General features: G+C 64.1%; 25 protein-coding genes. 10 read left to right on the top strand and 15 right to left on the bottom strand.

The features are described from left to right. Positions 1 to 23 precede the first annotated feature (23 nt). From AB8841_RS01760 to AB8841_RS01750, 3 genes are read right to left on the bottom strand one after another with little or no spacing between them, the layout of a single operon-like run. Positions 24 to 344: a hypothetical protein gene (locus tag AB8841_RS01760; RefSeq protein WP_370434161.1), complete on the bottom strand. Its 321-nt coding sequence runs from the start codon at positions 342 to 344 to the stop codon at positions 24 to 26. Continuing rightward, positions 341 to 2,821, bottom strand: a complete 2,481-nt coding sequence (gene ctaD, locus AB8841_RS01755) for a cytochrome c oxidase subunit I (RefSeq protein WP_370434160.1) — start codon at positions 2,819 to 2,821, stop codon at positions 341 to 343. The genes AB8841_RS01760 and ctaD overlap by 4 nt, the downstream gene beginning before the upstream one ends. Next, complete coding sequence (locus tag AB8841_RS01750) at positions 2,818 to 3,627, bottom strand: cytochrome c oxidase subunit II (protein ID WP_370434159.1); 810 nt, start codon at positions 3,625 to 3,627, stop codon at positions 2,818 to 2,820. Before AB8841_RS01750 ends, ctaD begins: the two co-directional genes overlap by 4 nt. Here AB8841_RS01750 and AB8841_RS01745 point away from each other — a divergent pair. Beyond that, positions 3,514 to 4,029, top strand: coding sequence for a DUF2231 domain-containing protein (locus tag AB8841_RS01745; RefSeq protein ID WP_370434158.1), 516 nt, complete (start codon positions 3,514 to 3,516; stop codon positions 4,027 to 4,029). The genes AB8841_RS01750 and AB8841_RS01745 overlap by 114 nt on opposite strands. Here AB8841_RS01745 and AB8841_RS01740 read toward each other — a convergent pair. Together AB8841_RS01740 and AB8841_RS01735 are read right to left on the bottom strand one after the other, a co-directional pair. Continuing rightward, the gene (locus AB8841_RS01740; protein WP_370434157.1) at positions 3,999 to 4,511 is read right to left on the bottom strand and encodes a CopD family protein; all 513 of its coding nucleotides are present in this window, start codon (positions 4,509 to 4,511) and stop codon (positions 3,999 to 4,001) included. The genes AB8841_RS01745 and AB8841_RS01740 overlap by 31 nt on opposite strands. Then, positions 4,508 to 5,218: a cytochrome c oxidase assembly protein gene (locus tag AB8841_RS01735; RefSeq protein WP_370434156.1), complete on the bottom strand. Its 711-nt coding sequence runs from the start codon at positions 5,216 to 5,218 to the stop codon at positions 4,508 to 4,510. Before AB8841_RS01735 ends, AB8841_RS01740 begins: the two co-directional genes overlap by 4 nt. A 479-nt stretch (positions 5,219 to 5,697) precedes the next feature. On the opposite strand from AB8841_RS01735, the gene AB8841_RS01730 reads away from it, so the two are divergent. Beyond that, positions 5,698 to 7,227 (top strand): amidohydrolase, encoded by a 1,530-nt coding sequence (locus tag AB8841_RS01730; RefSeq protein WP_370434155.1) that lies wholly within the window; start codon positions 5,698 to 5,700, stop codon positions 7,225 to 7,227. 50 nt (positions 7,228 to 7,277) lie between these two features. Here AB8841_RS01730 and AB8841_RS01725 read toward each other — a convergent pair whose 3' ends face one another. Further along, complete coding sequence (locus AB8841_RS01725) at positions 7,278 to 8,603, bottom strand: serine hydrolase domain-containing protein (protein WP_370434154.1); 1,326 nt, start codon at positions 8,601 to 8,603, stop codon at positions 7,278 to 7,280. A gap of 241 nt (positions 8,604 to 8,844) precedes the next feature. On the opposite strand from AB8841_RS01725, the gene hdhA reads away from it, so the two are divergent. Next, the gene (gene hdhA / locus AB8841_RS01720; protein ID WP_370434153.1) at positions 8,845 to 9,612 is read left to right on the top strand and encodes a 7-alpha-hydroxysteroid dehydrogenase; all 768 of its coding nucleotides are present in this window, start codon (positions 8,845 to 8,847) and stop codon (positions 9,610 to 9,612) included. A 159-nt stretch (positions 9,613 to 9,771) separates the two neighbouring features. Beyond that, entirely contained in the window at positions 9,772 to 10,503 is a 732-nt protein-coding gene (locus AB8841_RS01715) for a CBS domain-containing protein (protein WP_370434152.1), read from the top strand. A 665-nt stretch (positions 10,504 to 11,168) separates the two neighbouring features. On the opposite strand, the gene AB8841_RS01710 is transcribed toward AB8841_RS01715, so the two are convergent. Beyond that, complete coding sequence (locus AB8841_RS01710) at positions 11,169 to 11,621, bottom strand: winged helix-turn-helix transcriptional regulator (RefSeq protein ID WP_370434151.1); 453 nt, start codon at positions 11,619 to 11,621, stop codon at positions 11,169 to 11,171. Positions 11,622 to 11,731: 110 nt separating this feature from the next. On the opposite strand from AB8841_RS01710, the gene AB8841_RS01705 reads away from it, so the two are divergent. The 4 genes from AB8841_RS01705 to AB8841_RS01690 all read left to right on the top strand — a co-directional run bounded on the left by AB8841_RS01705 (position 11,732) and on the right by AB8841_RS01690 (position 15,753). Continuing rightward, on the top strand, positions 11,732 to 12,994 hold the full coding sequence (locus AB8841_RS01705) for an MFS transporter (RefSeq protein WP_370435501.1): 1,263 nt from the start codon (positions 11,732 to 11,734) through the stop codon (positions 12,992 to 12,994). 439 nt (positions 12,995 to 13,433) lie between these two features. Further along, positions 13,434 to 14,603, top strand: a complete 1,170-nt coding sequence (locus AB8841_RS01700; protein WP_370434150.1) for an MFS transporter — start codon at positions 13,434 to 13,436, stop codon at positions 14,601 to 14,603. A 123-nt stretch (positions 14,604 to 14,726) separates the two neighbouring features. Then, positions 14,727 to 15,131, top strand: coding sequence for a VOC family protein (locus tag AB8841_RS01695; protein ID WP_370434149.1), 405 nt, complete (start codon positions 14,727 to 14,729; stop codon positions 15,129 to 15,131). A gap of 73 nt (positions 15,132 to 15,204) precedes the next feature. After that, entirely contained in the window at positions 15,205 to 15,753 is a 549-nt protein-coding gene (locus tag AB8841_RS01690; protein WP_370434148.1) for an AAA family ATPase, read from the top strand. Between the two features lie 95 nt (positions 15,754 to 15,848). Here the strand turns inward: AB8841_RS01690 and AB8841_RS01685 are convergent, their stop codons facing one another. The 7 genes from AB8841_RS01685 to AB8841_RS01655 all read right to left on the bottom strand — a co-directional run bounded on the left by AB8841_RS01685 (position 15,849) and on the right by AB8841_RS01655 (position 20,417). Beyond that, entirely contained in the window at positions 15,849 to 16,745 is an 897-nt protein-coding gene (locus AB8841_RS01685) for a sigma factor (RefSeq protein ID WP_370434147.1), read from the bottom strand. 17 nt (positions 16,746 to 16,762) lie between these two features. Next, positions 16,763 to 17,077 (bottom strand): putative quinol monooxygenase, encoded by a 315-nt coding sequence (locus AB8841_RS01680; protein WP_370434146.1) that lies wholly within the window; start codon positions 17,075 to 17,077, stop codon positions 16,763 to 16,765. A 174-nt stretch (positions 17,078 to 17,251) separates the two neighbouring features. After that, positions 17,252 to 17,674, bottom strand: a complete 423-nt coding sequence (locus AB8841_RS01675) for a VOC family protein (protein WP_370434145.1) — start codon at positions 17,672 to 17,674, stop codon at positions 17,252 to 17,254. A gap of 92 nt (positions 17,675 to 17,766) precedes the next feature. Further along, positions 17,767 to 18,549: a DUF6597 domain-containing transcriptional factor gene (locus tag AB8841_RS01670; RefSeq protein WP_370434144.1), complete on the bottom strand. Its 783-nt coding sequence runs from the start codon at positions 18,547 to 18,549 to the stop codon at positions 17,767 to 17,769. Between the two features lie 130 nt (positions 18,550 to 18,679). Next, positions 18,680 to 19,006 (bottom strand): hypothetical protein, encoded by a 327-nt coding sequence (locus AB8841_RS01665; protein ID WP_370434143.1) that lies wholly within the window; start codon positions 19,004 to 19,006, stop codon positions 18,680 to 18,682. Positions 19,007 to 19,149: 143 nt separating this feature from the next. Continuing rightward, the gene (locus AB8841_RS01660) at positions 19,150 to 19,929 is read right to left on the bottom strand and encodes an alpha/beta fold hydrolase (RefSeq protein WP_370434142.1); all 780 of its coding nucleotides are present in this window, start codon (positions 19,927 to 19,929) and stop codon (positions 19,150 to 19,152) included. 56 nt (positions 19,930 to 19,985) lie between these two features. Next, the gene (locus AB8841_RS01655; protein ID WP_370434141.1) at positions 19,986 to 20,417 is read right to left on the bottom strand and encodes a VOC family protein; all 432 of its coding nucleotides are present in this window, start codon (positions 20,415 to 20,417) and stop codon (positions 19,986 to 19,988) included. A gap of 67 nt (positions 20,418 to 20,484) precedes the next feature. Between AB8841_RS01655 and AB8841_RS01650 the strand changes: the two genes are divergently transcribed. Further along, the gene (locus tag AB8841_RS01650) at positions 20,485 to 21,087 is read left to right on the top strand and encodes a TetR/AcrR family transcriptional regulator (RefSeq protein WP_370434140.1); all 603 of its coding nucleotides are present in this window, start codon (positions 20,485 to 20,487) and stop codon (positions 21,085 to 21,087) included. Positions 21,088 to 21,127: 40 nt separating this feature from the next. Here the strand turns inward: AB8841_RS01650 and AB8841_RS01645 are convergent, their stop codons facing one another. Continuing rightward, entirely contained in the window at positions 21,128 to 22,018 is an 891-nt protein-coding gene (locus tag AB8841_RS01645) for a DMT family transporter (protein ID WP_370434139.1), read from the bottom strand. Between the two features lie 90 nt (positions 22,019 to 22,108). Between AB8841_RS01645 and AB8841_RS01640 the strand changes: the two genes are divergently transcribed. Continuing rightward, positions 22,109 to 23,029 (top strand): LysR substrate-binding domain-containing protein, encoded by a 921-nt coding sequence (locus AB8841_RS01640; protein ID WP_370434138.1) that lies wholly within the window; start codon positions 22,109 to 22,111, stop codon positions 23,027 to 23,029. The last annotated feature ends 129 nt before the right edge of the window (positions 23,030 to 23,158 follow it).

Below are 23,158 nucleotides of genomic sequence, written 5' to 3'. Positions count from 1 at the left end.
ACGCAAGGCCTGATCGGGCTCGCTCACAGGCAGGCCGAGGTCGTGACGACCGGGAGCAGGGTCCACAGCGTGGCGACCAGGGCGGCGACGGCCAGCGTTCGGCTCACTCCGTGCACGAAGGCCGAGCGCGATGTGAAGCGGGGTGAGTGCAGGACGACGAGGAAGACGAGCTGGAGCGCGACGGCAGCGGCCCAGGCTGTGGTCAAGGCAATACGGCCCGCGGTGAGGTCAAGACCCGCCTCGGCCCAGCGGTCCGAGCAAACCAAGCCCTGGAGCCCATAGACGGCGCTGAAGGCCGCGAGCCAAGCCGTGAGCGGGAGCGAGAGGCGGAGGATGTCGGTCACGTCAGCACCTCCGGCAGCCAAGCGGCGCCCAAGCCCAGAACTGCGGCGGCGACGGCGTAGTCGATCCAGAGCCGCACGATCCGCGCCTCGCCGATGCGCCGGGCCGAGAGATAGCCGGCGCCCGCGCGCAGCACGAGAAACACGGTCATGAGCCCCGCGACGGCGGCATGAAAGACGACGTAGCCCGCCACGACCCAGAGGGTGGCGTCGTAGGCATGGGCATCGTGGGTGGTCCGCGCGAGCACCGTGATGGCAGCTGACCCGAGGGCGGCAAGGCCCGCGAGGCTCAGAAGCAGGCCCAGCCAAGGTCCCGCATTGCAGCGGATTGCGCGGTCGGCAAGGCGGATGCCGCCGAAGGCCAGGACCGCGCCGCCGAGCGCCAGCAGCGGCCCGGAAAGGCCAGGCTCGAGCCAGGCAGGCGGGGGCCAGTTCGGCGCGACCGTCCAGAGGAAGACGTAGCCGAAGAGGAGCGCCCCGAAGAACACCCCGTCGGCAAGGAGCAGGAACAGCGAGCCCCACCAACCCGGCGGTCGCGCCACCTCCGAAGCCCGCAGCAGAACAAGCCCATGCCCGACCGGCTGCAGCCCCAGGTCGCCGCGGTTTCCCAGGCTCCAGGCCCACCAGGCCGCGAGCGCCGCCACGCCAAGGACGGAAAGTGGCACGAGCCAGTAGATCTTGATCAGCATTCCGACAAAGATTCCGCCGGTGACGAAGGCCATGACGATGGGCAGCGCCGAATTGGTCGGAAAGATGACGAGGCAACTCGGCCGCCCGCTCGCGATCTCCACCGCGAGGATCTCGCGCAAGCCGCTGCCTGGGTCTCCCAGGTATCCCTCGCCACGCGCAATGCGCACCGGCAGGTCGGGATCATCCTGGAGAGGGTTGCGGCTGTGGACCTTGGGGAGCGAGGCGAGATTGTAGGAGGGCGACGGCGACGGCATGGCCCATTCCAGGGTTCCCGCACCCCAGGGATTGCGCCGGCCACGGACCGTCACCGCCACGTTCACGCCCACGTCGATGAGCACGAGCGCGAAGCCGATCGCCATGACGAACCCGCCGACCGAGGCCAGGAGGTTGATGAGCTCCCAGCCCGATCCGGGCTCGATGCTGTCGATCCGCCGCCTCATCCCCAGCAGGCCCGCCCAGTGCAGGAGCAGGAAGGTCCCGTGAAAGCCCAGGACGATGAGCCAGAACGCCGTTTTACCCAGCTTGAAGTAGCGCTGCCGCCCTGTGAAATGCGGCAGCCAATAATAGAGCCCGGCGAGCATCGGAAACACGAAGCCGCCGACCAGGACATAGTGGAGATGCGCCACGACGAAGTAGGTGTCGTGCGATTGCCAGTCGAAGGGCACCATCGCCACCATGACGCCGGTGAGCCCTCCCATCACGAAGGTCGCGAAGAAGGCGAGAATCCAGAGCATCGGCAGGTGCATCTCCGGCCGGCCCTTCCAGAGTGTCCCGATCCAGGCGAAGATCTGCACCCCTGTGGGCACCGCCACCAACGTCGAGGCCGCCGAGAAGAACGCCAGGCCCATATGCGGGATGCCGGTCGCGTACATGTGGTGGACCCAGATCCCGAAGCTCATGACCCCGAGGGTGATGGCCCCCGCCACGATCCAGCCGTAACCCAGCAGCGTCGTTCGCGCCATCACCGGTAGGACCGTGGAGACGACACCTGCGGCAGGCAGGAAGATGATGTAGACCTCCGGATGTCCGAAGAGCCAGAACAGATGCTGCCAGAGGATGGAATCGCCTCCGGCCGCAGCCTGGAAGAAGGGCATTCCGAAGGCGCGCTCGAGCTCGAGCAGAAGCGAGCCCAGGATCAGCGGCGGAAAGCCCGTCAGGATCATCACCGCCACGACCAGCATGTACCAGGCGAAGATCGGCAGCTTGTCGAGCGACATGCCGGGTGCGCGGTAGAGCAGCACGGTCACGACGATCTCGACCGAAGCCGAGATCGCGGAAATCTCGACGAAGGTGATCCCGAGGAGCCAAAAATCCGCGTTGATCCCCGGCGAGCCGAGCGTTGAGGAGAGCGGCGGGTACATGAACCAGCCGCTCTCGGGCGCAATCCCGGCGAGAAGCGAAACGATCAGCAGCGAGCCTCCGAAGGCGTAGCACCAGAAACCGAAGGCGCTGAGCCGGGGAAAGGCCAGATCGCGCGTTCCGAGCATCTTGGGCAGCAGATAGACCGTCAGCCCTTCGAAGAGCGGGATCGCGAACAGGAACATCATGACGGTCCCGTGCATGGTGAAGACCTGATTGTAGACGTCAGGTCCCATGAAGGCGGAGCGCGGGGTGGCGAGTTGCGCGCGGATCAGCATCGCGAGGATGCCGCCGACCGCAAAGAACGTCACCGCCAGGGACAGAAACATCAGCCCGATATCGTTGTTGTTCACGGTCGTGAGCTTGCCGCGCCAGCCCGGCCGGGAGGCCCAGATGCGTTCGAGCGCGCGGTGGCGGCGCAGGGCATTCATCGGGTCTCTCCGCGGAGAAAGGCGTTCCAGGCGGCGCTGTCATGCGCCCGCACGGTGAAGCGGTGCTTGGTGTAGCCCTGGCCGTTGAACTCGGCGCTGACGCCCGCGTAGTCGCCCGGGGCGTCCGCCTCGATGCGTAGAACGTTCACATGGCCCGGGATCGCGTCGAGCTTTCCTGCGAGCCGCGGCACCCAGAAGCTGTGGATGACGTCGGCGCTGGTGATCTCCACGTTCACTGGCTGCCCGGCCGGGATGTGGAGGAGACCCTCGGTCGCGCGCCCCGGCGCATCGGCGTAGCCGAAGGACCATGTCCACTGCCGCCCTTCTGCGCGGACGGTCACGACCTCCGGTCCCGGTCGAGGCAGGAGCTGCTCGCCGATAGAGAGCCCGTAGACGGTCAGGGCAGCCAAGATCGCGAGCGAGAAGCCAAGACCAAGACCGTGGATCCAGACCCGCTCGCGCCAAATATCCGCCTCAGACCCGGACGGCCCTTCGCCGCTTCGGAGCGCCAGCACAAGCAGGGTCATGACGAGCAGGAAGATCGCTGCCGCCCCGGTCAGCATGATCCACCACAAGGTGGCGATGGTGTCGGCGGCGGGTCCCGCCGGATCGACGGTCGAGAGAGGCTCCTGGCAACCAGCCAGAGCAATGGGCGTTAGGCACCCGACCAGACCCTGCAGGAGCCGCCGCCCGTGTCCGAGACTGAATTTCAGACCAAGGACGAGACCCTCGTCGACCCTGTCGCTCAGCGACCCGGCTTCGATGAGACCAGGTCGACGATCGCGATCGCCGGCCACCCGATCCATGCCATGACCGTGGCCTTCCCTATTGCTCTTACCTTCTGCAATTTCGGCGCGGATGCGTTCTACTGGTGGACGGGCGACGTGTTCTGGGCGCGGGCCGGCGTGTGGGCGGCAGGGATGGCCTTCCTCATTGGCCTTGCCGCCGCGGCCTCGGGGACGATGGAACTGCTGATGGTCCCCGGTATCCGCGCAAGGGCTTCCGCCTGGACTCACGCGGCGATTGCGGTGGCGCTCCTGTCGATTCTGGGTGCGAACTGGGGCTATCGGCTTCACGGCTACGAGACGGCGGTGCTGCCTTACGGCATCCTGCTGTCGGGCTTCTGCGTCGTTATGGTGGGCGCAACAGGATGGCATGGCGGAAAGCTCGTCTTCGACTATCGCCTGGGCACATCGAACGGGAGCTGACCGCCCCTCGGCTGCATGAGCCAGTTCGGCAGCGGAACCTCCTCCAGCGCAGGCTTGGCCAGGACCAGGATCAGGATTGCGAGGACCAGAAGGAGCAGGAGGAGCAGGGGCACCAGAGGCTCGGGCGTCTGCTGCTCTCCCTCGGTTTCGGCCACGGCGACGATCGTGTGGCCGACCCAGGCATGGTAGCCGATGAGCAGCGCCACAAAGACGAGCTTTGCGAACATCCACACGACGAAGACGTCTCGCAGGAAAATCAGGAGCGTGCCCGCTGCGATGGCGACTAGGGCGGCGGGAGTGACCAGTCCGACATAGCCGTAATGGGATGCCAGCCTGATCCGGCTGTAGTCGGCCTGCCCGATCGCCGGGTCGTGACGGGCCAGCATCAGGGGCAGCGCAAACAGTCCCGCGCACCAGAGCACCAGGGCTGCAACATGGAGCGCCTTCAGATAGGGGATCGCGCTGTCGAGCCACGGGATCATGCGAGTCCTTGCGCCATCGTGTGCCATCCCCGACGTGCAACGACAGCTCCCCAGGCCGCGAAGGGGAGGCCGGCCGGGACCCACATGATGAGCCCGCCCAGTTGCTGATCGCCGAGCGGCGTGAAGCCCCAGTCCAGAGGCGCGACCGCGTGGATTGCATAGAGCGCCCGGGGCGCGAAGGTGAGGAGCGCCCCGAGGAGCGCCATCTGCATATAGCCTCCCAACACCCCGAGGAGGCCCACGCCCAGCGCCTGTTCCGGATGGATGACAGCCCGCCAGAAGACGAGGGCCGAGCCGAGGAGCGTCGCCTGCATCGCCCAATAGGCCGCCACGTTCGACAGCGCCAGATCGTAGGCCCGAGGCCAGTGCCAGGCCCAGAGGACTACCGTCGCGACGAGGAGCGGCACCACCGGAGATCTCGGCCTGCGCCCCGGCCAGGCGAGCGCAAGGAGCGGAGCGGCCACCGCCACGAGCAGGACATGGTGCACGACCCGCGCCGAAAACAGCGCCGCCGAGAGCGCGCAGAGCGGCGACACGAAGGCGACTGCCAGCACGACCATGGCGAGCGCCCCCGCTCTGTTCCGCCCTGCTGCGAGGGCCAGGAGCCCAAGCACCAGGAGCAGCGCCGGGTCGAGATTCCAGCGCAACCAGATGTCCGCCGGAAGAGGCGCCGGGCCGCAATATGTCCCCTCCAGCGCCGCCATCATGCGTCTCCTCCATCGAGCCGGATGCGAGCGGGCGCGCCCCTGCAGGTCGGCGTCTTCGACAACGTGTCTTGAAAGCCCACAGGGATCAGGGGATAGGGCTCGGTGACTGGCGCGGCCGAGCTCGCGGTGCCGGCGTTGCAGATTGGAACGTAGACGAACATCTTCGCTCCTGTTCCCGCGAGGGCCCGTGCCATTTCCCATCCGGGGCTGGAAGCCCCAGCGGTGATCGGAACGCGTGGCTCCACGGCCATCTCTGTTCCTTGTCCTAACGCGCGAGGGTCTGGCTTGGTTGTGGCGCTCGGGCATCCATTCATGACTGCCGCAAAAGGAATATTGGTTGGGCCAGGCCGGCACTGCTGTCCCATTGGACATCCGGTATCGGCGCACACGCTGGCGGAATAAAACCGCAGTTTTAAGAAAGGCTCGTGGCCTGCAGGATGAACCGTCACTCCGGGATAACGAGCGTGCGATGAAGCTGAATGACACGCATCCAGGCGCAGACCATCAAGGTTCCGGCGGTCCTGGTCCTTCTGGGGGTCCTGTTCCCCCTGGGGTCCTGGCAGGGGGCCCTTGGCCGGATCACAGGGGTGCTTCTTGCCGTGCCGGTGCTCGCTACGCTGCGGGCGATCTTCGACTTCGTTCGAAAGCGGCTCCGAACCGAAGAGATGACGTCCCACGCACATGGGACCTCTGAAGTGCCAGCGATGTACCATCACCAGGAGATAATGATGTCCGAACACACCACCCCGAACGGCGCATCCTCGGTTCTGGCCGGCATGGGCACGCTGCTGCCCGACCTGGAGGCGCTCTACAAGGACATCCACGCCCATCCCGAACTGTCGATGCAGGAGACCCGGACGGCAGGCATCGCCGCCGAGCGGCTCACGCAAGCCGGCTATGACGTGACGACCGGGGTCGGCAAGACCGGCGTCGTGGGCCTGCTCCGCAACGGCGATGGGCCGACGGTGATGCTGCGCGCCGATATGGATGCGCTGCCCATCGCCGAGAACACGGGCCTGCCCTATGCCAGCACGGTCACGGCGGTCAATGCCGCCGGACAACCCGTGCCGGTCGGGCACATGTGCGGCCACGACCTGCATGTCACCTGGCTGGTCGGTGCGGCGACCTTGCTGTCGCAGGCGCGCAATGCCTGGAAGGGGACGCTGATGGCCGTCTTCCAGCCGGGCGAGGAAACCGCGCAAGGGGCGCAGGCGATGATCGACGACGGCCTGCTCACGCGCTTTCCCATGCCGAAGGTCGTGCTCGGCCAGCACGTCATGGTGGGGCCCGCCGGTTTCGTCGCCGGAAGCTCCGGCCCGATCACCTCGGCGGCCGACAGCCTGCAGATCCGCCTGTTCGGGCGCGGCGCGCATGGGTCGATGCCGCAAGCCAGCATCGATCCCGTCGTGATGGCGGCGTCCGTCGTCCTGCGGCTCCAGACCATCGTGTCTCGCGAGGTCGCCGCCACCGAGGCGGCGGTGGTGACCATTGGCGTTCTGCAGGCCGGCACGAAGGAGAACGTGATCCCCGACGATGCGACCATCAAGCTCAACGTGCGGACCTTCGATGCCGGAGTGCGCAAGCGTGTGCTCAAGGCGATCGAGCGGATCGTCAATGCCGAGGCCGAAGCCTCGGGCGCCCCGCGCAAGCCGGAGATCACGCCGCTCGACCGCTATCCGCTGAACGTCAACGACGAGACGGCAAGCAACCGCATCGCCGAGGCGTTTCGCGGCTATTTCGCGCCCGAACGGGTGAAACACACCGGGCCTGCGCCGGCCAGCGAGGATTTCGGCTGCTTCGGCACCGCATGGCAGGTGCCGTCGGTGTTCTGGTTCGTCGGCGGCACCGATCCGGCGACCTATGCCAAGGCGAAGGCTGAGGGGAGACTGAACGACCTGCCGGTCAATCACAGCCCGCAATTCGCACCTGTCCTGCACCCCACCCTAGAGACAGGCGTCGAGGCGCTGGTCGTCGGCGCGCTGGCTTGGCTTGGCACGAAAGGAAGCTGAAGGATACAGCATCGAACGCAAAACCGGCCCCCACTTTTGCGTTCGATGCTCTAACGAGTCGAGCCCAGCAGGCGGTCAGCGATGGCTTGATAAAGGGGCAGTGTCGTCGGGTCGTTGGCGGCGTTGCCCGCTTCCGGATGCGAAGCGAACCTGGCAATCACGGCATGGGCGGTGGGGTCTACATAGAGGGACTGGCCGTACACGCCACGCGCCATGAAAGCACCATTCTTGTTGTGGGTTACCCACCACATGCTGCGGTAGCTCCACCCGGCGAGTTGGGAGTAACCAGCCTTTGCAAAGGCGCTCCTGCTGCCGCCTTGCCTGATGCTGTTCAACGCCGCTTCCGGCACGACCGCAGTGCCATCGACCATGCCGCCGTCGAGGAATAGCTGGCCGATGCGTGCAAGGTCCCGGAGGCCCCCGTTGAAGCCGCCTCCGGCAAATGGTGTGCCGATGGAATCTACCGTGAAATAGGCTTCGAGATCGGCGCCGATCCGGCTCCAGATCCGCTCCGCGAGCAAATCGCCGAGCGGCCGGCCGGTCACTCGGCTGAGGATCCAGCCCATAGCGTCGGTATTCACGGTCTTGTAGCCGAAGGCGGCACCGTGAGCGCCGCTTCGACGGACTGTGACCAGGTATTCGTAGTAGTTGCGGGGACCGGAGTAATCAGCCGGTTTGGGCAGCGGGTTGCCCGCCGTCGCATGTCGCCACACGTCGGCTGAGGGATCGGCATAATCCTCGCTGAATTCGAGGCCTGTGGTCATGTCGAGGACCTGTCGAACGGTCGCATCTCCAAAGGCACTCGCCGCAAGCTCGGGAACATAGGAATCGACGCGGCGGTTTTCGTCGAGTGTGCCCTCGGCAATGAGGAGTTCCGAAAGCAGGCCAATGAGCGACTTTGTGACCGACATCGCCGCATGTCTGTTCTGCTCCGACAGACAACCGGCATAGCGCTCATAGACGATGCGCCCTTCGTGCAGGATGACGATCCCGTCGGTGAAGTTCCGGTCGAATGCTTCCATGAACGTCATCGGCTCGGTCGCGCCTGTCGGGGTGAAGCGAACGGTTTCGATGTCGGCCCGTGCAGCCCTCTCGAGCGGACGCGGTGCCCCCAGGCCCCGCGAGACCGGTGTCGTCGGCATCAGCTGCTGAAAATGGCAGACGGACCAACGCCATTGTGGAAACGAACGATAGGTGCCATCCGCAAAGCGGATGATCCGGTCCGGCGGCGGCGGCGAACCCTGCATCCACCCCAGGGCAATCGGATTGGACGTCTGTGACGTCCATGCCGGCTGAGCCAGGGTGCTTGCGGGACCGCTCACGTCGACTGCCAAGGCAAGGGCGAGCAGATGCCGCTTGCCCTTCGGAAGAAACATTGCCGACCGTCCTCCACGCTGTATCCTCGGAGCCGAATGATCCCAGCGCATCGTGCAAAAAGCGGCCCGGTTTTTCGCGAGACCCATGCGCTCATTCCAGGAAGGGAGCATCGCAGGATTATGTGGCCTGAATGCGGGCGTATCAGGGGAATGCCCATGAGGACGTGGGTAAAATCTCTCGTTGACCTGACGTTTTGAGGAGTGGCACCCTGCGCCTGCAGACCTCTGACGGAGCATTGGCATGTACGATCCCGGGCAGTTCCGTCTCGATCATGAAGTGGCTCTGGTAACGGGAGCAGGCGCCGGTATCGGCCAGGCCATTGCCCAGATCTTCGCCGAGGCCGGCGCGGCCGTGGTGGTCAGCGACCTCAAGGCGGAGACCGCTGAGGCAGTCGCCGCCGAGGTCGTACGCACAGGCGGCCGGGCTGTGGGGATCGGCTGCAACGTCACGCGGGAGGCCGACCTTCAGACTGCGCTCCAGGCAACCGTCGACGGCTTCGGCGCACTCACGATCCTGGTCAACAATGCCGGTGGCGGCGGCCCCAAGCCCTTCGACATGCCGATGGCGGATTTCCGCGGGGCCTTCGAGCTCAACCTGTTCTCGCTCTTTCGCCTGTCGCAACTGGCTGCGCCTCACATGGCCTCGAAAGGCCATGGCGCGATTCTCAACATCTCGTCCATGGCCGGTGAGAACAGGAATATGCGGATGACCTCCTACGGCTCCTCCAAGGCGGCAGTGAACCACCTCACCCGAAACATGGCTTTCGACCTCGGACCGCAAGGCATCCGGGTCAATGCGATCGCGCCGGGCGCGATCCGCACGGACGCGCTGGCCAGTGTGCTGACGCCCGAGGTCGAGAAGGCGATGCTGCGGCATACTCCGCTCGGACGCCTCGGCCGGCCCGAGGACATCGCCAACGCCGCCCTGTTCCTGTGCTCACCAGCCGCGTCCTGGATCAGTGGCCAAGTCCTCACCGTCTCAGGTGGGGGTATCCAGGAGCTGGACTGACATTTCAGAAGGGCTGGAGCGTCCCGCAGGATGAAAGGAGATTCCGATGGCCCGTTTCGATTCCTTCGCGGACTTTCGCATGGATGGGCATGTCGCCCTCGTCACTGGGACCCACGCCCGCTTTCTTTCTGCTCGTGACCACATCGTCAGGAGGATCTCGTGATTGTCGCAGATGTCATGACCACACCGGTGATCAGCGTCGAGCCGTCCGCCACCATCGCCGAAGCGGCGCAGCTCATGCTGGCGGAGCGGATCAGCGGCCTTCCCGTTACGACGCGGGACGGCACCCTGGCCGGGATGATCAGCGAAGGCGACCTTCTGCGCAGAGGGGAGCTCGGCACCGAGCGTAAGCGGTCCTCATGGCTCGAATTCCTCGTCGGTCCGGGCAAGCTGGCCGATGAATACGTGCGGACCCACGGCCGCAGGGTCGAGCAGGTGATGTCGACGGATCCCGTGACGACACGCCGGGATGCGCCGCTCGAAGAGGTCGTCACGGCGATGAGCCGCCACCAGATCAAGCGGCTGCCGGTGCTCGACAACGGCAAGGTGGTCGGGATCGTGGCCCGCTCCGACGTGTTGCGGGCGCTCGCGCGAGCCCTGCCCACGGCCTCCCCTGCCACTATTGCCGATGATCAGATCCGCAAAGCCGTGCTGGCGGAGCTCGACAAACAGAGCTGGGGCGGCAGGTTCATCCGGGTGCATGTCGAGAATGGCGTGGTGACCCTAACGGGCGCAATCTTCGATGAACGCATGCGCCATGCCGCCAAGGTCGTGGCCGAGAACGTGCCTGGGGTGCAGGCGGTGATCGATCAGGTGGCGTGGGTCGAGCCGCATTCGGGAATCGTGGTCCTGCCGGAGGAGAGCGGAACTCATCAGGAAGCCTCGCAGTAAAAGGCAGCGCCCATTGCTCTAATAGGAAGAGGCTTCTGACTGGCTGCTTCCGAGCAGGAAAGGAGGCGAACATGTCACGAAAATAGGTCCTTTCCCGATCGAAAAGGCAGGCCGGGTCCGAAACCTCGTGGAAGCGCCCGTCCGAAGCGGAAAACCTGCTTGCAAATATGATGTCCGAACATGGACATCCCACGATTGTCCGAAGGACTTTAACCAGCTTCCTTGACGACTGTCGGCTTGGTGGGGCTGCGTCAGCAATCCTAGAGCATCGGACGCAGGAAGTGGACTCCACTTTTGGGTCCGATGCTCTAAAAAGCCCACCAAGCAGCTTGAACCAAGTCACCGATCTTTGTCAGCCATTATAAAGAGTTGGATCGACGACGTCCTTATTCAGGTTGATCCAGTCGGCATAGCTACGCAGAATGAACGTCTGCTTACTGCTCGTGACCTGACTAAAGCGCTACTTCCTGTTCGTGCCACGACCGGACTTTCCTCTTCGGCATCATGGCCGCGCTCGGCGAAGGCAGCCAGCCTGTCGCACGCGGCTTGGTCCGGAAAGGGTGGGCGCGTGTCCACCGTCGCCAGATAGGTTCTGGCCCGCGGATCCGCGTCCGCGATCAGGTCGAGTTCTTGCGTCGGTACTACTCTTGTGCGCCGGTCTTCGTTCAGGCGGCGTCCACCTTCTTCACCCGCGTTCGTTCCCAGCCGAGCGGGAGACCATCGGCGGTGCACAGTTCCAGACGGGAAATGGGTTCGTTCGTTTCAGTGTTGATGAGCGAGGACCGGGGCTCGCCGGGGCGATAAAGATGGTCCTCGCCCCATTGCCGAAGCGCGACGATGACGAGAAACAGGCCGCGCCCCTTCTCGGTCAGCACATATTCCCGATACGCGCTGCCGTCGGAAGCAGGAGCGGTTTCCAGGATGCCGTGCTCCGTCAGATTGCGCAGGCGGGACGTCAGGATGCCTTTGGCAATGCCGAGACTGGCCTCGAACTCGCTGAAGCGCCGCACGCCGTCGAAGGCATCGCGGATGACCAGGAGCGACCACCAGTCGCCGATCACGTCCAGCGCCCGTGCCACGGGGCACGGCGCATGGCCGAAGCTAACCCGTTTGACCATGACGTCACCACCTCTCCGACACCTGCTATCTGGTTCTAAATTAGAACTAGATTTGGCGAGACGCAAGTGGTCTCAATATAGGACCAATTCACTTGTCATGGGAAGCGATCGTGCCGCAGGATGCCAGAAGGCAAACGTGCCGTCCGACCGGAGGCGGTCTGACGCGAGCCACCACAGTGCTCTTTGCCGTCGCAGGAGGGCTCAGCGTCGCCAACATCTATTATGCCCAACCCCTTCTCGACGCGATGGCGCGAGACTTCAGCATCGCGCCGGCTGCCATCGGCCTCGTCGTCACGCTGACGCAGGTCGGCTATGCACTGGGGCTGGTCTTCATTGTGCCGCTCGGCGATCTTGTCGACCGGCGTTGCCTCATCGTCGGACAGGCATTGTTGTCAGCGGTCGCGCTCAGCCTCGTGGCGACGGCCGGAACGGCTTCGATCCTCTTCGCAGGCATGGCGATGACTGGCGTCCTGGCGGTGGTGGTGCAGGTGCTGGTGGCCTTTGCCGCGACGCTGGCCACACCAAGCGATCGCGGCAAGGCGGTCGGAACCGTAACGAGTGGCGTGGTGATCGGCATTCTGGGAGCCCGCTTCGCCGCCGGGCTTCTCGCCGATCTCGGCGGCTGGCGGGCTGTCTACCTGACCTCCGCCGTCCTGACGCTCTGGATGGCCGGCCTGCTTCTGCGGGTCCTGCCGCGTGGGCTCCCTCCGGTGAGTCGCGAGGGCTATGGAACTGCGCTCCGCTCAGTCCCCGCCCTGTTCTTGCGCGACCGAGTTCTCCTCGTGCGCGGCCTCCTGGCGCTACTGATCTTCGCGGCCTTCAGCACCTTCTGGACGGCGCTGGTGCTGCCGCTGGGCCAAGAACCCTTCTCCTATTCCCATACGCAGATTGGTCTGTTCGGCCTCGTCGGGATGGCGGGCGCCCTGGCGGCGTCGGGAGCTGGCCGGCTTGCCGACCGAGGGCTCGGCCAATGGACGACAGGGCTGTCGCTCACGCTTCTTGCAGCATCATGGGGGCTTATCGCCTTCCTGCCGCACTCGGTCCTGTTTCTTCTCGCTGGTGTGATCCTGCTCGACCTTGCGGTGCAGGCCATCCACGTCACCAACCAGAGCATTATCCTGGCCCTGCACCCGGAGGCCAGCAGCCGCCTCGTCGGAGGCTACATGGTGTTCTATTCGGTGGGCAGCGCCATCGGCGCTATCGGCGCGACCATGATCTACGATCAAGCCGGATGGCAGGGTGTCTGCGGGCTTGGCGCCTTGTTCAGCACTGTTGCCCTGTTCACATGGGCCTTCAACCGGTCTGATCAAGAGCAATCCGGAACTGGCAAGTCGGCTTGGAGTCAACCTGAGCCCTCAACCGAGGTCACGTGAAAGTCACCTCGCTCCTCCGTTGCGGAAGCAGGGCTAAGGTCCGCCCCATGCCACGACCGGGCTTTCCTCTTTCCAAGATTCATCCCGGGAAATCCGTCGCGATCTTGGAGGCTTTTCGTGCATCCGAAATGATCGGCCCTCGCCGCACTCGGTTGATCGCGGGGATAGCTCCGAGGGCCTAGGTCATGGCCACACAACTTGTCTCGGCGCGCGGAGCGTGGTATTTAATCCCAATGTCTTCGATGCAGAACATTGCTGCTGCTAATGTTCCGTTCGCCGGTCACCCGGCGGGCGCGTTCCCTATTTGCGTCTCCGGATAGCAGCGGGACTCGGCCAGGCCGGCCTCTCCCGCCCGGAGACGATACAACAAGCGGCCTTCCTGACATCAAAGACAGTTTCAATCATGCTCGCATCTTCTCGAGATCGGCGGGAAAGTCCCGTGACTGGCTCCCGTCGTGGAATCATCTTCGCCCTACTGATGCTCTGCGCCGTCCTGTCCCTGGCAGGTACTGACCTCATCCTGCCCGCCGTGCCGGCGCTGCCGGCGATCTTTACGACAAACGAGGCGACCGCCCAGCTCGTGCTGGCCTCCTACGTCGCCGGCACGGCCGTGGGCCTCCTGCTCTTCGGGACGCTGGCCGATCACGTGGCGCTGCGAACCTTGGTCGTGTCCTCGCTCGTTGTCTTTGCCATCGCATCGGTGGCTTGCGCGCTCTCACCGGACATCTGGACCCTGATCGTGCTGCGCTTCGTTCAGGGCACCGCATCGGCGGCCGCACCCGTGTTCGGACCCGCCATCATCCGACAGATCTTCAGCGAGAAAGCCGGGGTCCGGGCCATTGGTTTACTCGGCAGCGTCGAGTCCCTCGTTCCGGGTCTCGCGCCCATCCTCGGCGTCCTGCTCCTCGCCAGGTACGGTTGGCAGAGCTCGTTCGAGCTTGTTGGCGTCGTGGCGATGGTTGCGGCAGCGCTGATCCTCGTGCTGGGACTGCCGCAGCAGCCGAAAGCGGTTGGTGCTCAGGGCAGCTATCGTGCGCTCCTTCTGAACCCGGTGTTCATGCGGTATGCGCTGTCACAGGCAATGACGCTGGCCGGCCTGGTCGTTTTTGTGTTCGGTGCTCCGGCCGTGATCGTCGGGACCATGGGGGGCTCACTCGATCACTTCATTGCCATGCAGGTATGCGGCGTCCTTGGCTTCATCGTTGCCGCCAATCTGACGTCGCGCTTCGCCGAGCGGTGGGGCACCGAGCGTATCATCCTCGTCGGGACCGCCATGGCCCTGGCAAGCGCCGTCATGATCGTGGCCTATGCTCTCGCTGGCGGAAACGACAGCACACTGCTTCCCGCCTTGTTCCTGCCGATGAACGTGGGTCTGGGACTTCGCGGCCCCCTCGGGTTCTATCGCGGGATCGTTGCGTCCGGCCCCAACAGCGCTCGCGGCTCGGCTCTGATCGTGTTCTTCATTCTGGCCATGACCAGTCTGGGCACATTGGTCGCTGCGCCTTTGATCAACCAGGGTTTGTGGACCCTCGGTGCAGTGACCTGCGGGATCCATGCCTTGTCCGTCGGCCTGCTTGTACTGCTGCCCAAAATGCCGGAGCCGAAGTGAAAAGATGGGAGGCGGTCCGGAAACCGTCGGACCGCCTCACCACGGCATTCATGAGCCGCCTCCGAGCCAGTCGGTATCAGAGCCTCCCGATCCAACGGGGTATGTCTGACAAAGGAGATCAGTTTGAAGCAGAGCATCGCGCATATCGCTCTCGTGGTTCGCGACTACGACGAAGCCATCGATTTTTACGTCAGCAAGCTCCAGTTCGAGCTGGTTGAAGACACGTACCAGCCGGAGCAGGACAAGCGCTGGGTTGTCGTACGCCCTCGAGGCGATGGAACGACGTCGTTGCTTCTGGCCCGCGCCTCCACTCCCCACCAGCAGACATTCATCGGCAACCAGGCTGGCGGTCGCGTTTTCCTGTTCCTTCGGACTGATGACTTTCAGAGGGACTACGCTGCGATGGTTGAGCAGGGCATCAAGTTCGTTCGCGAGCCAAAGGAGGCTCCCTACGGCATTGTCGCTGTGTTCGAGGATCTGTACGGCAATCTGTGGGATCTTGTTCAATTCACGGACGGCCGGGACTGAGCGCCCAGCAGACAGTATCCCCGCTAAGGTCGTTTACGGAACGGGTAGCAACCCAACAGGCAGAAGAGGTTGAATGGAGCGATTTATCGTAATTTCTGGCTGTTCAGGCGGTGGTAAATCCACGTTGCTTGCCGAGCTTGGTAGGCGCGGTCACTCCATCGTGGAGGAACCTGGTCGCCGGATTGTCCAACAGGAACTGCAAGAAGGAGGGGTGGCGCTTCCCTGGAATGACGCACAAGCATTTGCACATCGTGCAATCGCTATGGCCCTCGAAGATCGAGTGTCAGCAACCGCTCTACATGGGTGGGTGTTCTTCGACAGGGGCTTGGTCGATGCTGCGGCCTTCCTACAGCACCTGACCAATGAGCCAGTTCTGGCTGCACTCGCTCAGTCGCATCGCTACCACCGGACTGTGTTTCTAACGCCGCCCTGGCCGGAAATTTACGTGAACGACCCAGAACGGCGTCACGGCATCGAGGCAGCCGAAGCTGAATACTCCCGGTTGCTGGAAGCCTACCCAGCACTTGGATACAAAGTGTCGATCTTGCCGGTAGTCAGTGTGTCGGAGCGTGCCGATTTCATTGAGAGGGCTTTGGCCGAGGCATCCTCCTCCCGCGCGTAAAAATGGCACTCACAGCAGACCGGATCTCCTAGAACGGAAATTACGGAATGTGTCGTTCAAGATCAGAGCGTCTCCCGACACTCGTGCGGCATTCGCTAGCAAAGACCGATAAGAGACACGCAAGATCCTGGTCGGAAATGGTTTTCCGCGTGGTAGCCCCTGCCGCCATCGGTCACCTCATTCGAGCGTCCGCGCTTCGTGCAATCGGGTGAGTTGGTAACGACGCCATCCTCGTCATAGGCAAAGGAAATCGAAGTCGTTGTCGCACCGTCTTTCTGCAAGATGATGCTTCGGCCACCATTGATCTGCGCGGCCACCCAATCATAAGTGCTCCACCACTGGCGAGCCAGCGCAAGGAATGCGAGCACCGCGCCCTTGCCGTGTAGGACCTGCTGGATGGTCGGAACCTTCCCGCCGCTGTCGGCACTCAGTTCGACCTCATCCGAAAGCAGACCCGCAAGTGGATCGGCGCTGCCGCTCGCAATGGCTGCCTCGAAGGCGGCGAGCAGTTCCTCCTGCCGATCGGCCGGGGTGACGTGTCTGACCTTGCCTCGGGCGATGTTCTCGCGGGCTCGCGAGACGAGCTTGCGACAGGTTCCCTCCTGAAGGCCGAGCGTGCGCGCGATCTCGGGATAGGGCATCTCAAAAATGTCGTGGAGCAGGTAGGCGGTCGAGAGGGAGGAGGCGAGCACTACGCTTTCCTCCGCTGCTTCTGGAGTGGCGGTCTGGATCGGCTCCGGCAACCAAGGGCCGACATAGTCGACCCTGGCCCTGTTAGGGGCTCTCAGCATGTCGATGCACCGTCGTGTGCAAGCGGTCGTCAGCCAGGATACCGGGTTCTCGATCAGGCCTCGGTCGGTCCCCTGCCATTTCAGATAAGTGTCCTGAACGGCATCCTCGGCATCGGCCCAGGAGCCGAGGATGCGATAGGCCAGCCCGAGGAGCCTGGACCTCGATTGCTCGAAGGCGAGAACGTCGTTGCGGTCCAGCATCCCATCGTCTCCCGAGATCAGATCAATCCGCCCTTCGCCCACACCGGGGTGACGGCGCGGACGTCCGGCTCTCCGGCAATCAGGGGTGTCACCTCCTCGATGTAGGCGGCATACCACGGGGCCCTGACGAAGTCCTGCGGTGAGATACGGTCGGTGTACTGCTGGAAGGCCAGGATCACATCGGGATCCTTGTCGTCGTAACAGTAGAAGTAGGCCTCGTGCGCGGGGTTGCTGGCAATGTTGGGCTTGAGGTGCTTCTCCCAGACGTGACGGACCTCGTCACGTTTTCCGGGAAGGGTCCTGTGCGTAATGAGAAGGGCGGCCTTGTTCATCGGAACCTCCGAGTTGTCCTGAGCGATGGTGAGATGTTCCGCGGCCCGGCCGCAGCCATCTGCCCGTATGACGGACCAGCAAGCAGGGTTGTGACGCCCATCCGAAAAAATCGGCATTTGATGGATCTGGGAGGGTGATCCGGCAGCGGTCGCTCGTCAGGACTGGGGTCAGACTCAATCTACTGGAATGAAGGCGGGGTTCCACACGATCTCCCAGACGTGGCCGTCGGGATCCTGGAAGTAGCCAGCGTAACCGCCCCAAAACGTGTCCTGGGCGGGCTTGAGAGTCTTGGCCCCGGCCTTCCGGGCTTGCTCCATGACCTCGTCCACTTCGTCCTTGCGGGTGACGTTGTGCCCGATCGTGAAACCCGTCGGGCACGGAGCCGTCTGCGGCAAACCCGTGTCGTGGGCAAGATCAGCGCGAGGCCACACGGCCAGCTTCACCTGGGACTGAAGGTCGAAGAAGGCCACGGCTCCGTGTTCGAACTCCTTGCCGACGACGCCCTCGGTCGGCAGCCCGAGCCCATCGCGGTAGAACGCGACGGCCCGCTCCAAATCCTCGACCCCAAGCGTCAACACCGAAATGCGTGGTCTCATTCGTCCTCCGCTCCAAGTACGGTCGCCATCGTGGCGGCTACGGATCACATCATGGCTGTGTTCACGGGAGCCGTCTTGAACAAAACGGCCAGTCAGGCTGCCAACTGATGCACGAACTCGCCTGCCGTCATTCCGCAGAGGGATTGGACCTCCCGCGTGAGGTGGGCCTGATCGGCATACCCGGCGCGCAGTGCGAGGAGGGCCAGACCCTCATCCGCTTCGATTTGCGCGAGAGCCTGGAACCTCTGGAGGCGCAGGATCCGGTCGAGCGTCTTCGGGCCGTAGCCGAAAAGCTCATCGCATTGCCGGCGCAAGGTTCTCTCGCTGCCCCCAAGACATTCGCGCAGAGCCATGATCTTGCGCCCTTCGGCACTCCCATCAGCCCCGAGAAACCCAAAGATCATGGCCGCCTCCTGGCGCGTGGGCTCCACCTTCGGTGCCTCGGCGGCCAGAAGCTCCTGCAAAACGCAGGCCTTATCCCGCGCTGAAGACGCCGCCGCGATCCTGTCTGCGATGAAGTCGGCCGTGCTTCCCCAGAACTCCGCCATCGGAACTTCCTGTCCGACGATCTCGGTCAGAGGCCTTCCCAACCACCTGGCTGCGGCCCCAGGCGCGAAGCGAATGCCAAGAACGTTGGAGCCAGCTCCCAATTCCGGGGACGCGGCAGTGATGTCGGGCCCCACGACCGTGAACCGATCATCCCGCCAGAGCAGATCGACACAGCCGTCCGGAACGACGGCAGCAGGTCCTGAATGGTCGGGGGAGACAGAACTCATCCACACGCACTGGAAGTGCGGGAGCAGCCGGGCGATCGGAAGGGCCTCAGTATATCGCCCGGCACGGCTGGCCAGGATCGGCGCGCGTTCACGCGGCATGATGGATCAACCCTCCTGAACGGTTCCCGACCATCGGCAAAATGCCACTCGGGACGATCACCTTCAATGGACACAAGGCAGTGGACATGCGTACGAGCGTCATTCCGACCCATTGAAGTCCTTAGCTGATCTATGGCCCTGGTCTGCTGGTCAGACACGGATCCAGGACGACAAAGTTCGGGGCCATCTTGCGATAGCTTCCGGTCACGATCACGGCATCCCCGACCTTCCGGTCGTTCGTACTGTACGTCACGCAGAGGACCTTCGCGTCCGGCTCATCGCAGATCCCCATATAGGCGAGCACGCCGTCGAAGTGCACGAGGCTGAGGGCGCCGACCGCGCTGAAGTCGATGCGATCCAGGCCGGACGGGGATGGCACGTCTCGGATCACATCCTTGATCTCGTTGCAGCGGGCGGGCCTCTCGGGGATCACCTCGGCAGAGGCGAAGGCGCCCATATCCCGCCTTTCTTGGCCTCGGACTGGTTGGGCTGGCGCCATGACGGCCGTCAGCATAAGAACAGCGCTCGCACGTTGAAGCATGTGGCGCATTTGCTGCCCTTTCATTTGATGCTGTAGATTGGTTTGCCGCTCTATGTCTCTCACGTCGTGCAATCGAGTTCCTCGACGACAGCCGCGAAACCGTGAGAACTTTCCCGCGGCCAAAGGTGGCCAACATCTGGTACTTCCACGTGCCGCGCATGATGGATGCACCGAGCGGCCGCGCGTGACGGTATGGCGAAGATGGGTCTCGTCAGACCACCGTGGACAATCGAGACCGGCATCCTCAGGGTCGCGAGATCCTCGCAGGTGATGTTCGGTGGCGGCTCCTGAGCCATCAGGCGCGGCAGTGAGTGAAGGTTGTCGCGAATGATAGTCCGATATTCGTGGCTTTGGCGGCCTAAATAGCCGTCTCCACCTGAGCCGTCGATCATCAGGCGAGCGGCTTCTTCCAGATCGCCATTGTTTACGGCAGCAGCAATCGATCCGTAAATGGCGCGGGCATCCTGTCCGAAGGCGGCCAATTCCTCCGGATCGGTTACATAGCTCGGCACGCCCGGCTCGTAGACCATCAGACGTCGGAACAGGTCCGGCCGCCGCAGCGCGGCCTGGAAGGCGACATGCCCGGAATAGGACCAGGCGACGAGGTACACTGGAGCAAGTCCGAGAGCCTCCACGAACGCAATGAGGTCCTCGGCGTGCGTGGCAACGCCGAATGGGGGTCCGTCATCGCGCCAGGAACCGCGGCCGAAGTACCGCTGGGTATAACCGATGCAGCGGTAGCGGCCGGACAAGATCTCGCCATGTCCTGAGATCGCCGAGCGCGCCGTGCAGGAGCAGGATGGGCAGACCATCGCCCATATCGAAGTATTCGAAGACATCGCCGCTCAGCGTGGCGTGGTGGAGTTCGTTCATGATGGTTCCTTTGACACTCTGACTAGCCGCCACAGGGCAAGGCCGCCGCCTCGTACTGGGCTGCAAATTCGGCGTTCGGGGGAATCGGTTTGATAATGTCGATGAGCACCCCATTCGGGTCCGCCGTGATGAAGTGCCTTTGTCCGAATGGCTCATCCCGAAGCGGGACGAGAATGGGCAATTCCGCTGCCTTGATCTCGCGGTAGATGGCGTCCGGATCCTCAACTTCGAAATTGAGGATCAGGCCCGATGCCGGAGTGCGGCCTCCTTCCGGGATGGTGTCGTGCTGGCTGTCCAGGACCGCGAGATTGACTGCCGCGTCCTCACCGAATTGCAGATGAACGTACCAGTCGCTCGTGAAGAGCGGGCGGAAGCCGAAATGCGCTTGATAGAAGGCGGCCGTGCCGGCCACGTCACGGGTCAGGATGACCGGATAGAAGCTCGTGATCCTCATGGCTGTTCAAGCCTCCCTAAATAACATACATTCTGTATGTATTCTGATTAACATCCAGGCTGTATGCATGCAACGGTCACGGCGGGGACGGACAAACCGGGAGCGGACGGAAGCCACGCGGGCCGCCCTCGTGGAGGCAGCGCGAACCCTATTCATTGAGAATGGGTATGCGGAGACCTCCACCCCGCAGATCGTCGCCAAGGCCAAGGTCACGCGCGGCGCGCTCTATCACCATTTTACCGACAAGCGCGATCTCTTCCGGACCGTGCTGGAGCAGGAGGCGGAAGCCGTGGCGACGAAGATCGGCGCCGCGACCTCGCCCGCGATGTCCGCCAAGGAGGCGCTGCTGGCAGGCAGTGTGGCCTACCTCGATGCCATGGCGGTTCCAGGTCGCACCCGCTTGCTGCTAATCGACGGTCCAGCCGTCCTTGGCTCAAGCGAGATCACCGCCATTGACGCTGCGCATGCGGCGCGAACCTTGCAGGAGGGGCTCGAAGCCCTCGTGCCTGGGGCTGGCGGCAGATCGATCACCGGCCCGGCCGTGGCAACGCTTCTGTCGGCAGCGTTTGACCGCGCAGCCCTCGCGATCGAGGCCGGCGCTGATCCGGCCGAGTTCAGGGCGGCTGTCCTCTCGCTCGTGGAAAGAGTGATTGCGCCCGTTGCAGGCTAGGCGCGCCGGTTTCATAGAGCCGGTTCAAGCCACATGGCCCCTATCGCCGCCAATTGACGACCGCGACACCTAGCAAGGCCAGGACGCCGCCCACGGCACCGAGAGCGGTCGGCGCTTCCCCAAGCCAAAGAAAGCCGAGAAGCGTGGCGACAGGCGGCACGCAGTACATGAAATTCGACGCCCGGCTGGCCGGCAGGCGCGACAAGGCCACGGACCACGTCCCGTAGGCGACAAGGCTGGGGACCAGACCGAGATAGACCGCCGCCTGAATGCCCGAAGCCGATGCGGCCGCGAACTCGGACGTAGCGTTCGGCAGCCAGGGCGCAAGGACAAGCGCGCCCATGACCATGTTCCAGGCCGAGACGGTCAGCGGCTTGTGGCGGGCAAAGAGCGGCTTCTGCACCACGGTCGTCACCGAGTTGCAGAGGGCAGCCCCGAGAATGAGCAGGGCACCGGTGTCGAGGCGCATCCCTTCGCCCTCGCCAAGAGCAATGAGCCCAATCCCAAGGAAGGATACGGCCGTCCCGGCCCAGGCCCGGGCCGTAAAGCGCTCGCCGAGCAAAAGCATCGCGAGCCCGGCCGTCATGATGGGATTGGTGTTGATGATGAAGCTCGCCGCTCCGGCCGAGACGGTCATCTCGCCCATGTTGAGGAGCGCCGTATAGAACGCCACGAAGAGGATGCCGCCCACTGCCAGCCGGAGGAAGTCCGGGGCACTCGGCCACGCCGGACGCGTGACGACGAGAAAGAGAGCCGCCGGGACCGCCGCGATTGCAAACCGGAGAGCACCGAGTTCGATCGGGCCGAAGGCCTCAAGGCCAGCACGGATGGCGGGAAAGGCCGAGGCCCAGGCCAGGATCGTGACCAGAACGGCGGCGGTGGTCACGCCGTCGATGGCCTTGCGCTCGGAGAGGGTGGCGGCAGCACTCATGACTGAATCTCACGAAAGGAACAGAACAACCCAACATTCCGGAAGGCAGAGCTGATTGACAATCTAACAATTCGAGCATCTGCTGTGATCATGGATCACAGCTCTCCGTCCCTTCCTCCGCTCGACGCCTTGCGCGCTTTCGAGGCCGCCGCCCGTCTCGGCAGCTTCTCGGCGGCGGCCAATGACCTCCATCTCACGCACGGCGCCATCAGCCGCCAGGTCGCCAAGCTGGAGCACTGGCTCGGCGAGCGGCTCTTCGAGCGGCAGGCGCGCGGCGTTGCCCTGACGCCGCAGGGGCAGCGCCTGCATCAGCGCACCAGCGAAGCCTTCGCCCTGATCGCCGACAGCTCCGACCGCTGGATCGAGCGGCGCGGCGCGGCCGTCGTTCGCCTGACGTCGATCCCGTCCGTCAGCAGCCTGTGGCTGATGCCGCGCCTGCGTACTTTTGAGGGGAGCGATCCGGCTCTGCGGATCGAGTTCGTAGTCGAGCACCGCCACATCGATCTCGAAGCGGAGGGTATCGACTTGGCGATCCGGTGCGGTCGGGGCAACCTGCCGGGGCGGGTGTCGGCGCGCCTGTTCGAGGAGCGCTGCTTCCCGATCGCCTCGCCCGCGCTCGCTGACGCTCTCGGGAGCGGTGATCCGGAACGGATCCTGCAACAGCCGCTGGTGCACGACTCGGACGCTTCGGCATGGCGAGCTTGGTTTGCCGTGCAGGGCTTGGACTACAGGCCTCGACCGCAGGATCGCCGCTTCGAGGATTACAACCTCGTGCTCGATGCAGCAGCCCATGGCCTCGGGGTGGCCCTGGCCCGCCCGCCCCTCGTTGGGGAGGCGCTACGGATCGGGCGCCTGGTCCCTGTTGATGCTCGGACGGCCCTTAACCCCGTCGCCTATTGGCTGGATCGCCCGGCAACCCGGCTGCGGCCGTCCACGGCGGTTCTGGCGCGACGGATCATGGCGGAAGCAGGTTTGGCCGCAGGCGCAGCAGAAACGTTCCTGAAAACGTAGGGCAACCCTTTACCTGGCCCGTTGTGCGGCCAAGGCTCAAACCCTGTCCCAGATCGCGACTGTCAGGCAGAACCGATGGAAACTAGCATCCCATGACCCTTAGGCCTCGGGCTGCCTGGCCAATCGCGA

It is taken from the genome of Microvirga sp. TS319, assembly GCF_041276405.1.
GTDB lineage: Bacteria > Pseudomonadota > Alphaproteobacteria > Rhizobiales > Beijerinckiaceae > Microvirga.
This window is presented reverse-complemented; position numbering and strand designations above follow the sequence as displayed.

Bases quoted from the DNA above. Each gene is read 5' to 3' on its own strand.
- AB8841_RS01655 (WP_370434141.1), bottom strand. From the start codon at position 20,417: ATGAGGATCACGAGCTTCTATCCGGTCATCCTGACCCGTGACGTGGCC.
- AB8841_RS01685 (WP_370434147.1), bottom strand. From the start codon at position 16,745: ATGCTGGACCGCAACGACGTTCTCGCCTTCGAGCAATCGAGGTCCAGG.
- AB8841_RS01680 (WP_370434146.1), bottom strand. From the start codon at position 17,077: ATGAACAAGGCCGCCCTTCTCATTACGCACAGGACCCTTCCCGGAAAA.
- AB8841_RS01690 (WP_370434148.1), top strand. From the start codon at position 15,205: ATGGAGCGATTTATCGTAATTTCTGGCTGTTCAGGCGGTGGTAAATCC.
- AB8841_RS01750 (WP_370434159.1), bottom strand. From the start codon at position 3,627: ATGGATCGGGTGGCCGGCGATCGCGATCGTCGACCTGGTCTCATCGAA.
- AB8841_RS01645 (WP_370434139.1), bottom strand. From the start codon at position 22,018: ATGAGTGCTGCCGCCACCCTCTCCGAGCGCAAGGCCATCGACGGCGTG.
- AB8841_RS01670 (WP_370434144.1), bottom strand. From the start codon at position 18,549: ATGCCGCGTGAACGCGCGCCGATCCTGGCCAGCCGTGCCGGGCGATAT.
- AB8841_RS01640 (WP_370434138.1), top strand. From the start codon at position 22,109: ATGGATCACAGCTCTCCGTCCCTTCCTCCGCTCGACGCCTTGCGCGCT.
- AB8841_RS01660 (WP_370434142.1), bottom strand. From the start codon at position 19,929: ATGTCTTCGAATACTTCGATATGGGCGATGGTCTGCCCATCCTGCTCC.
- AB8841_RS01740 (WP_370434157.1), bottom strand. From the start codon at position 4,511: ATGATCCCGTGGCTCGACAGCGCGATCCCCTATCTGAAGGCGCTCCAT.
- ctaD (WP_370434160.1), bottom strand. From the start codon at position 2,821: ATGAATGCCCTGCGCCGCCACCGCGCGCTCGAACGCATCTGGGCCTCC.
- AB8841_RS01730 (WP_370434155.1), top strand. From the start codon at position 5,698: ATGACACGCATCCAGGCGCAGACCATCAAGGTTCCGGCGGTCCTGGTC.
- AB8841_RS01735 (WP_370434156.1), bottom strand. From the start codon at position 5,218: ATGATGGCGGCGCTGGAGGGGACATATTGCGGCCCGGCGCCTCTTCCG.
- AB8841_RS01710 (WP_370434151.1), bottom strand. From the start codon at position 11,621: ATGGTCAAACGGGTTAGCTTCGGCCATGCGCCGTGCCCCGTGGCACGG.
- hdhA (WP_370434153.1), top strand. From the start codon at position 8,845: ATGTACGATCCCGGGCAGTTCCGTCTCGATCATGAAGTGGCTCTGGTA.
- AB8841_RS01725 (WP_370434154.1), bottom strand. From the start codon at position 8,603: ATGTTTCTTCCGAAGGGCAAGCGGCATCTGCTCGCCCTTGCCTTGGCA.
- AB8841_RS01650 (WP_370434140.1), top strand. From the start codon at position 20,485: ATGCAACGGTCACGGCGGGGACGGACAAACCGGGAGCGGACGGAAGCC.
- AB8841_RS01675 (WP_370434145.1), bottom strand. From the start codon at position 17,674: ATGAGACCACGCATTTCGGTGTTGACGCTTGGGGTCGAGGATTTGGAG.
- AB8841_RS01665 (WP_370434143.1), bottom strand. From the start codon at position 19,006: ATGGGCGCCTTCGCCTCTGCCGAGGTGATCCCCGAGAGGCCCGCCCGC.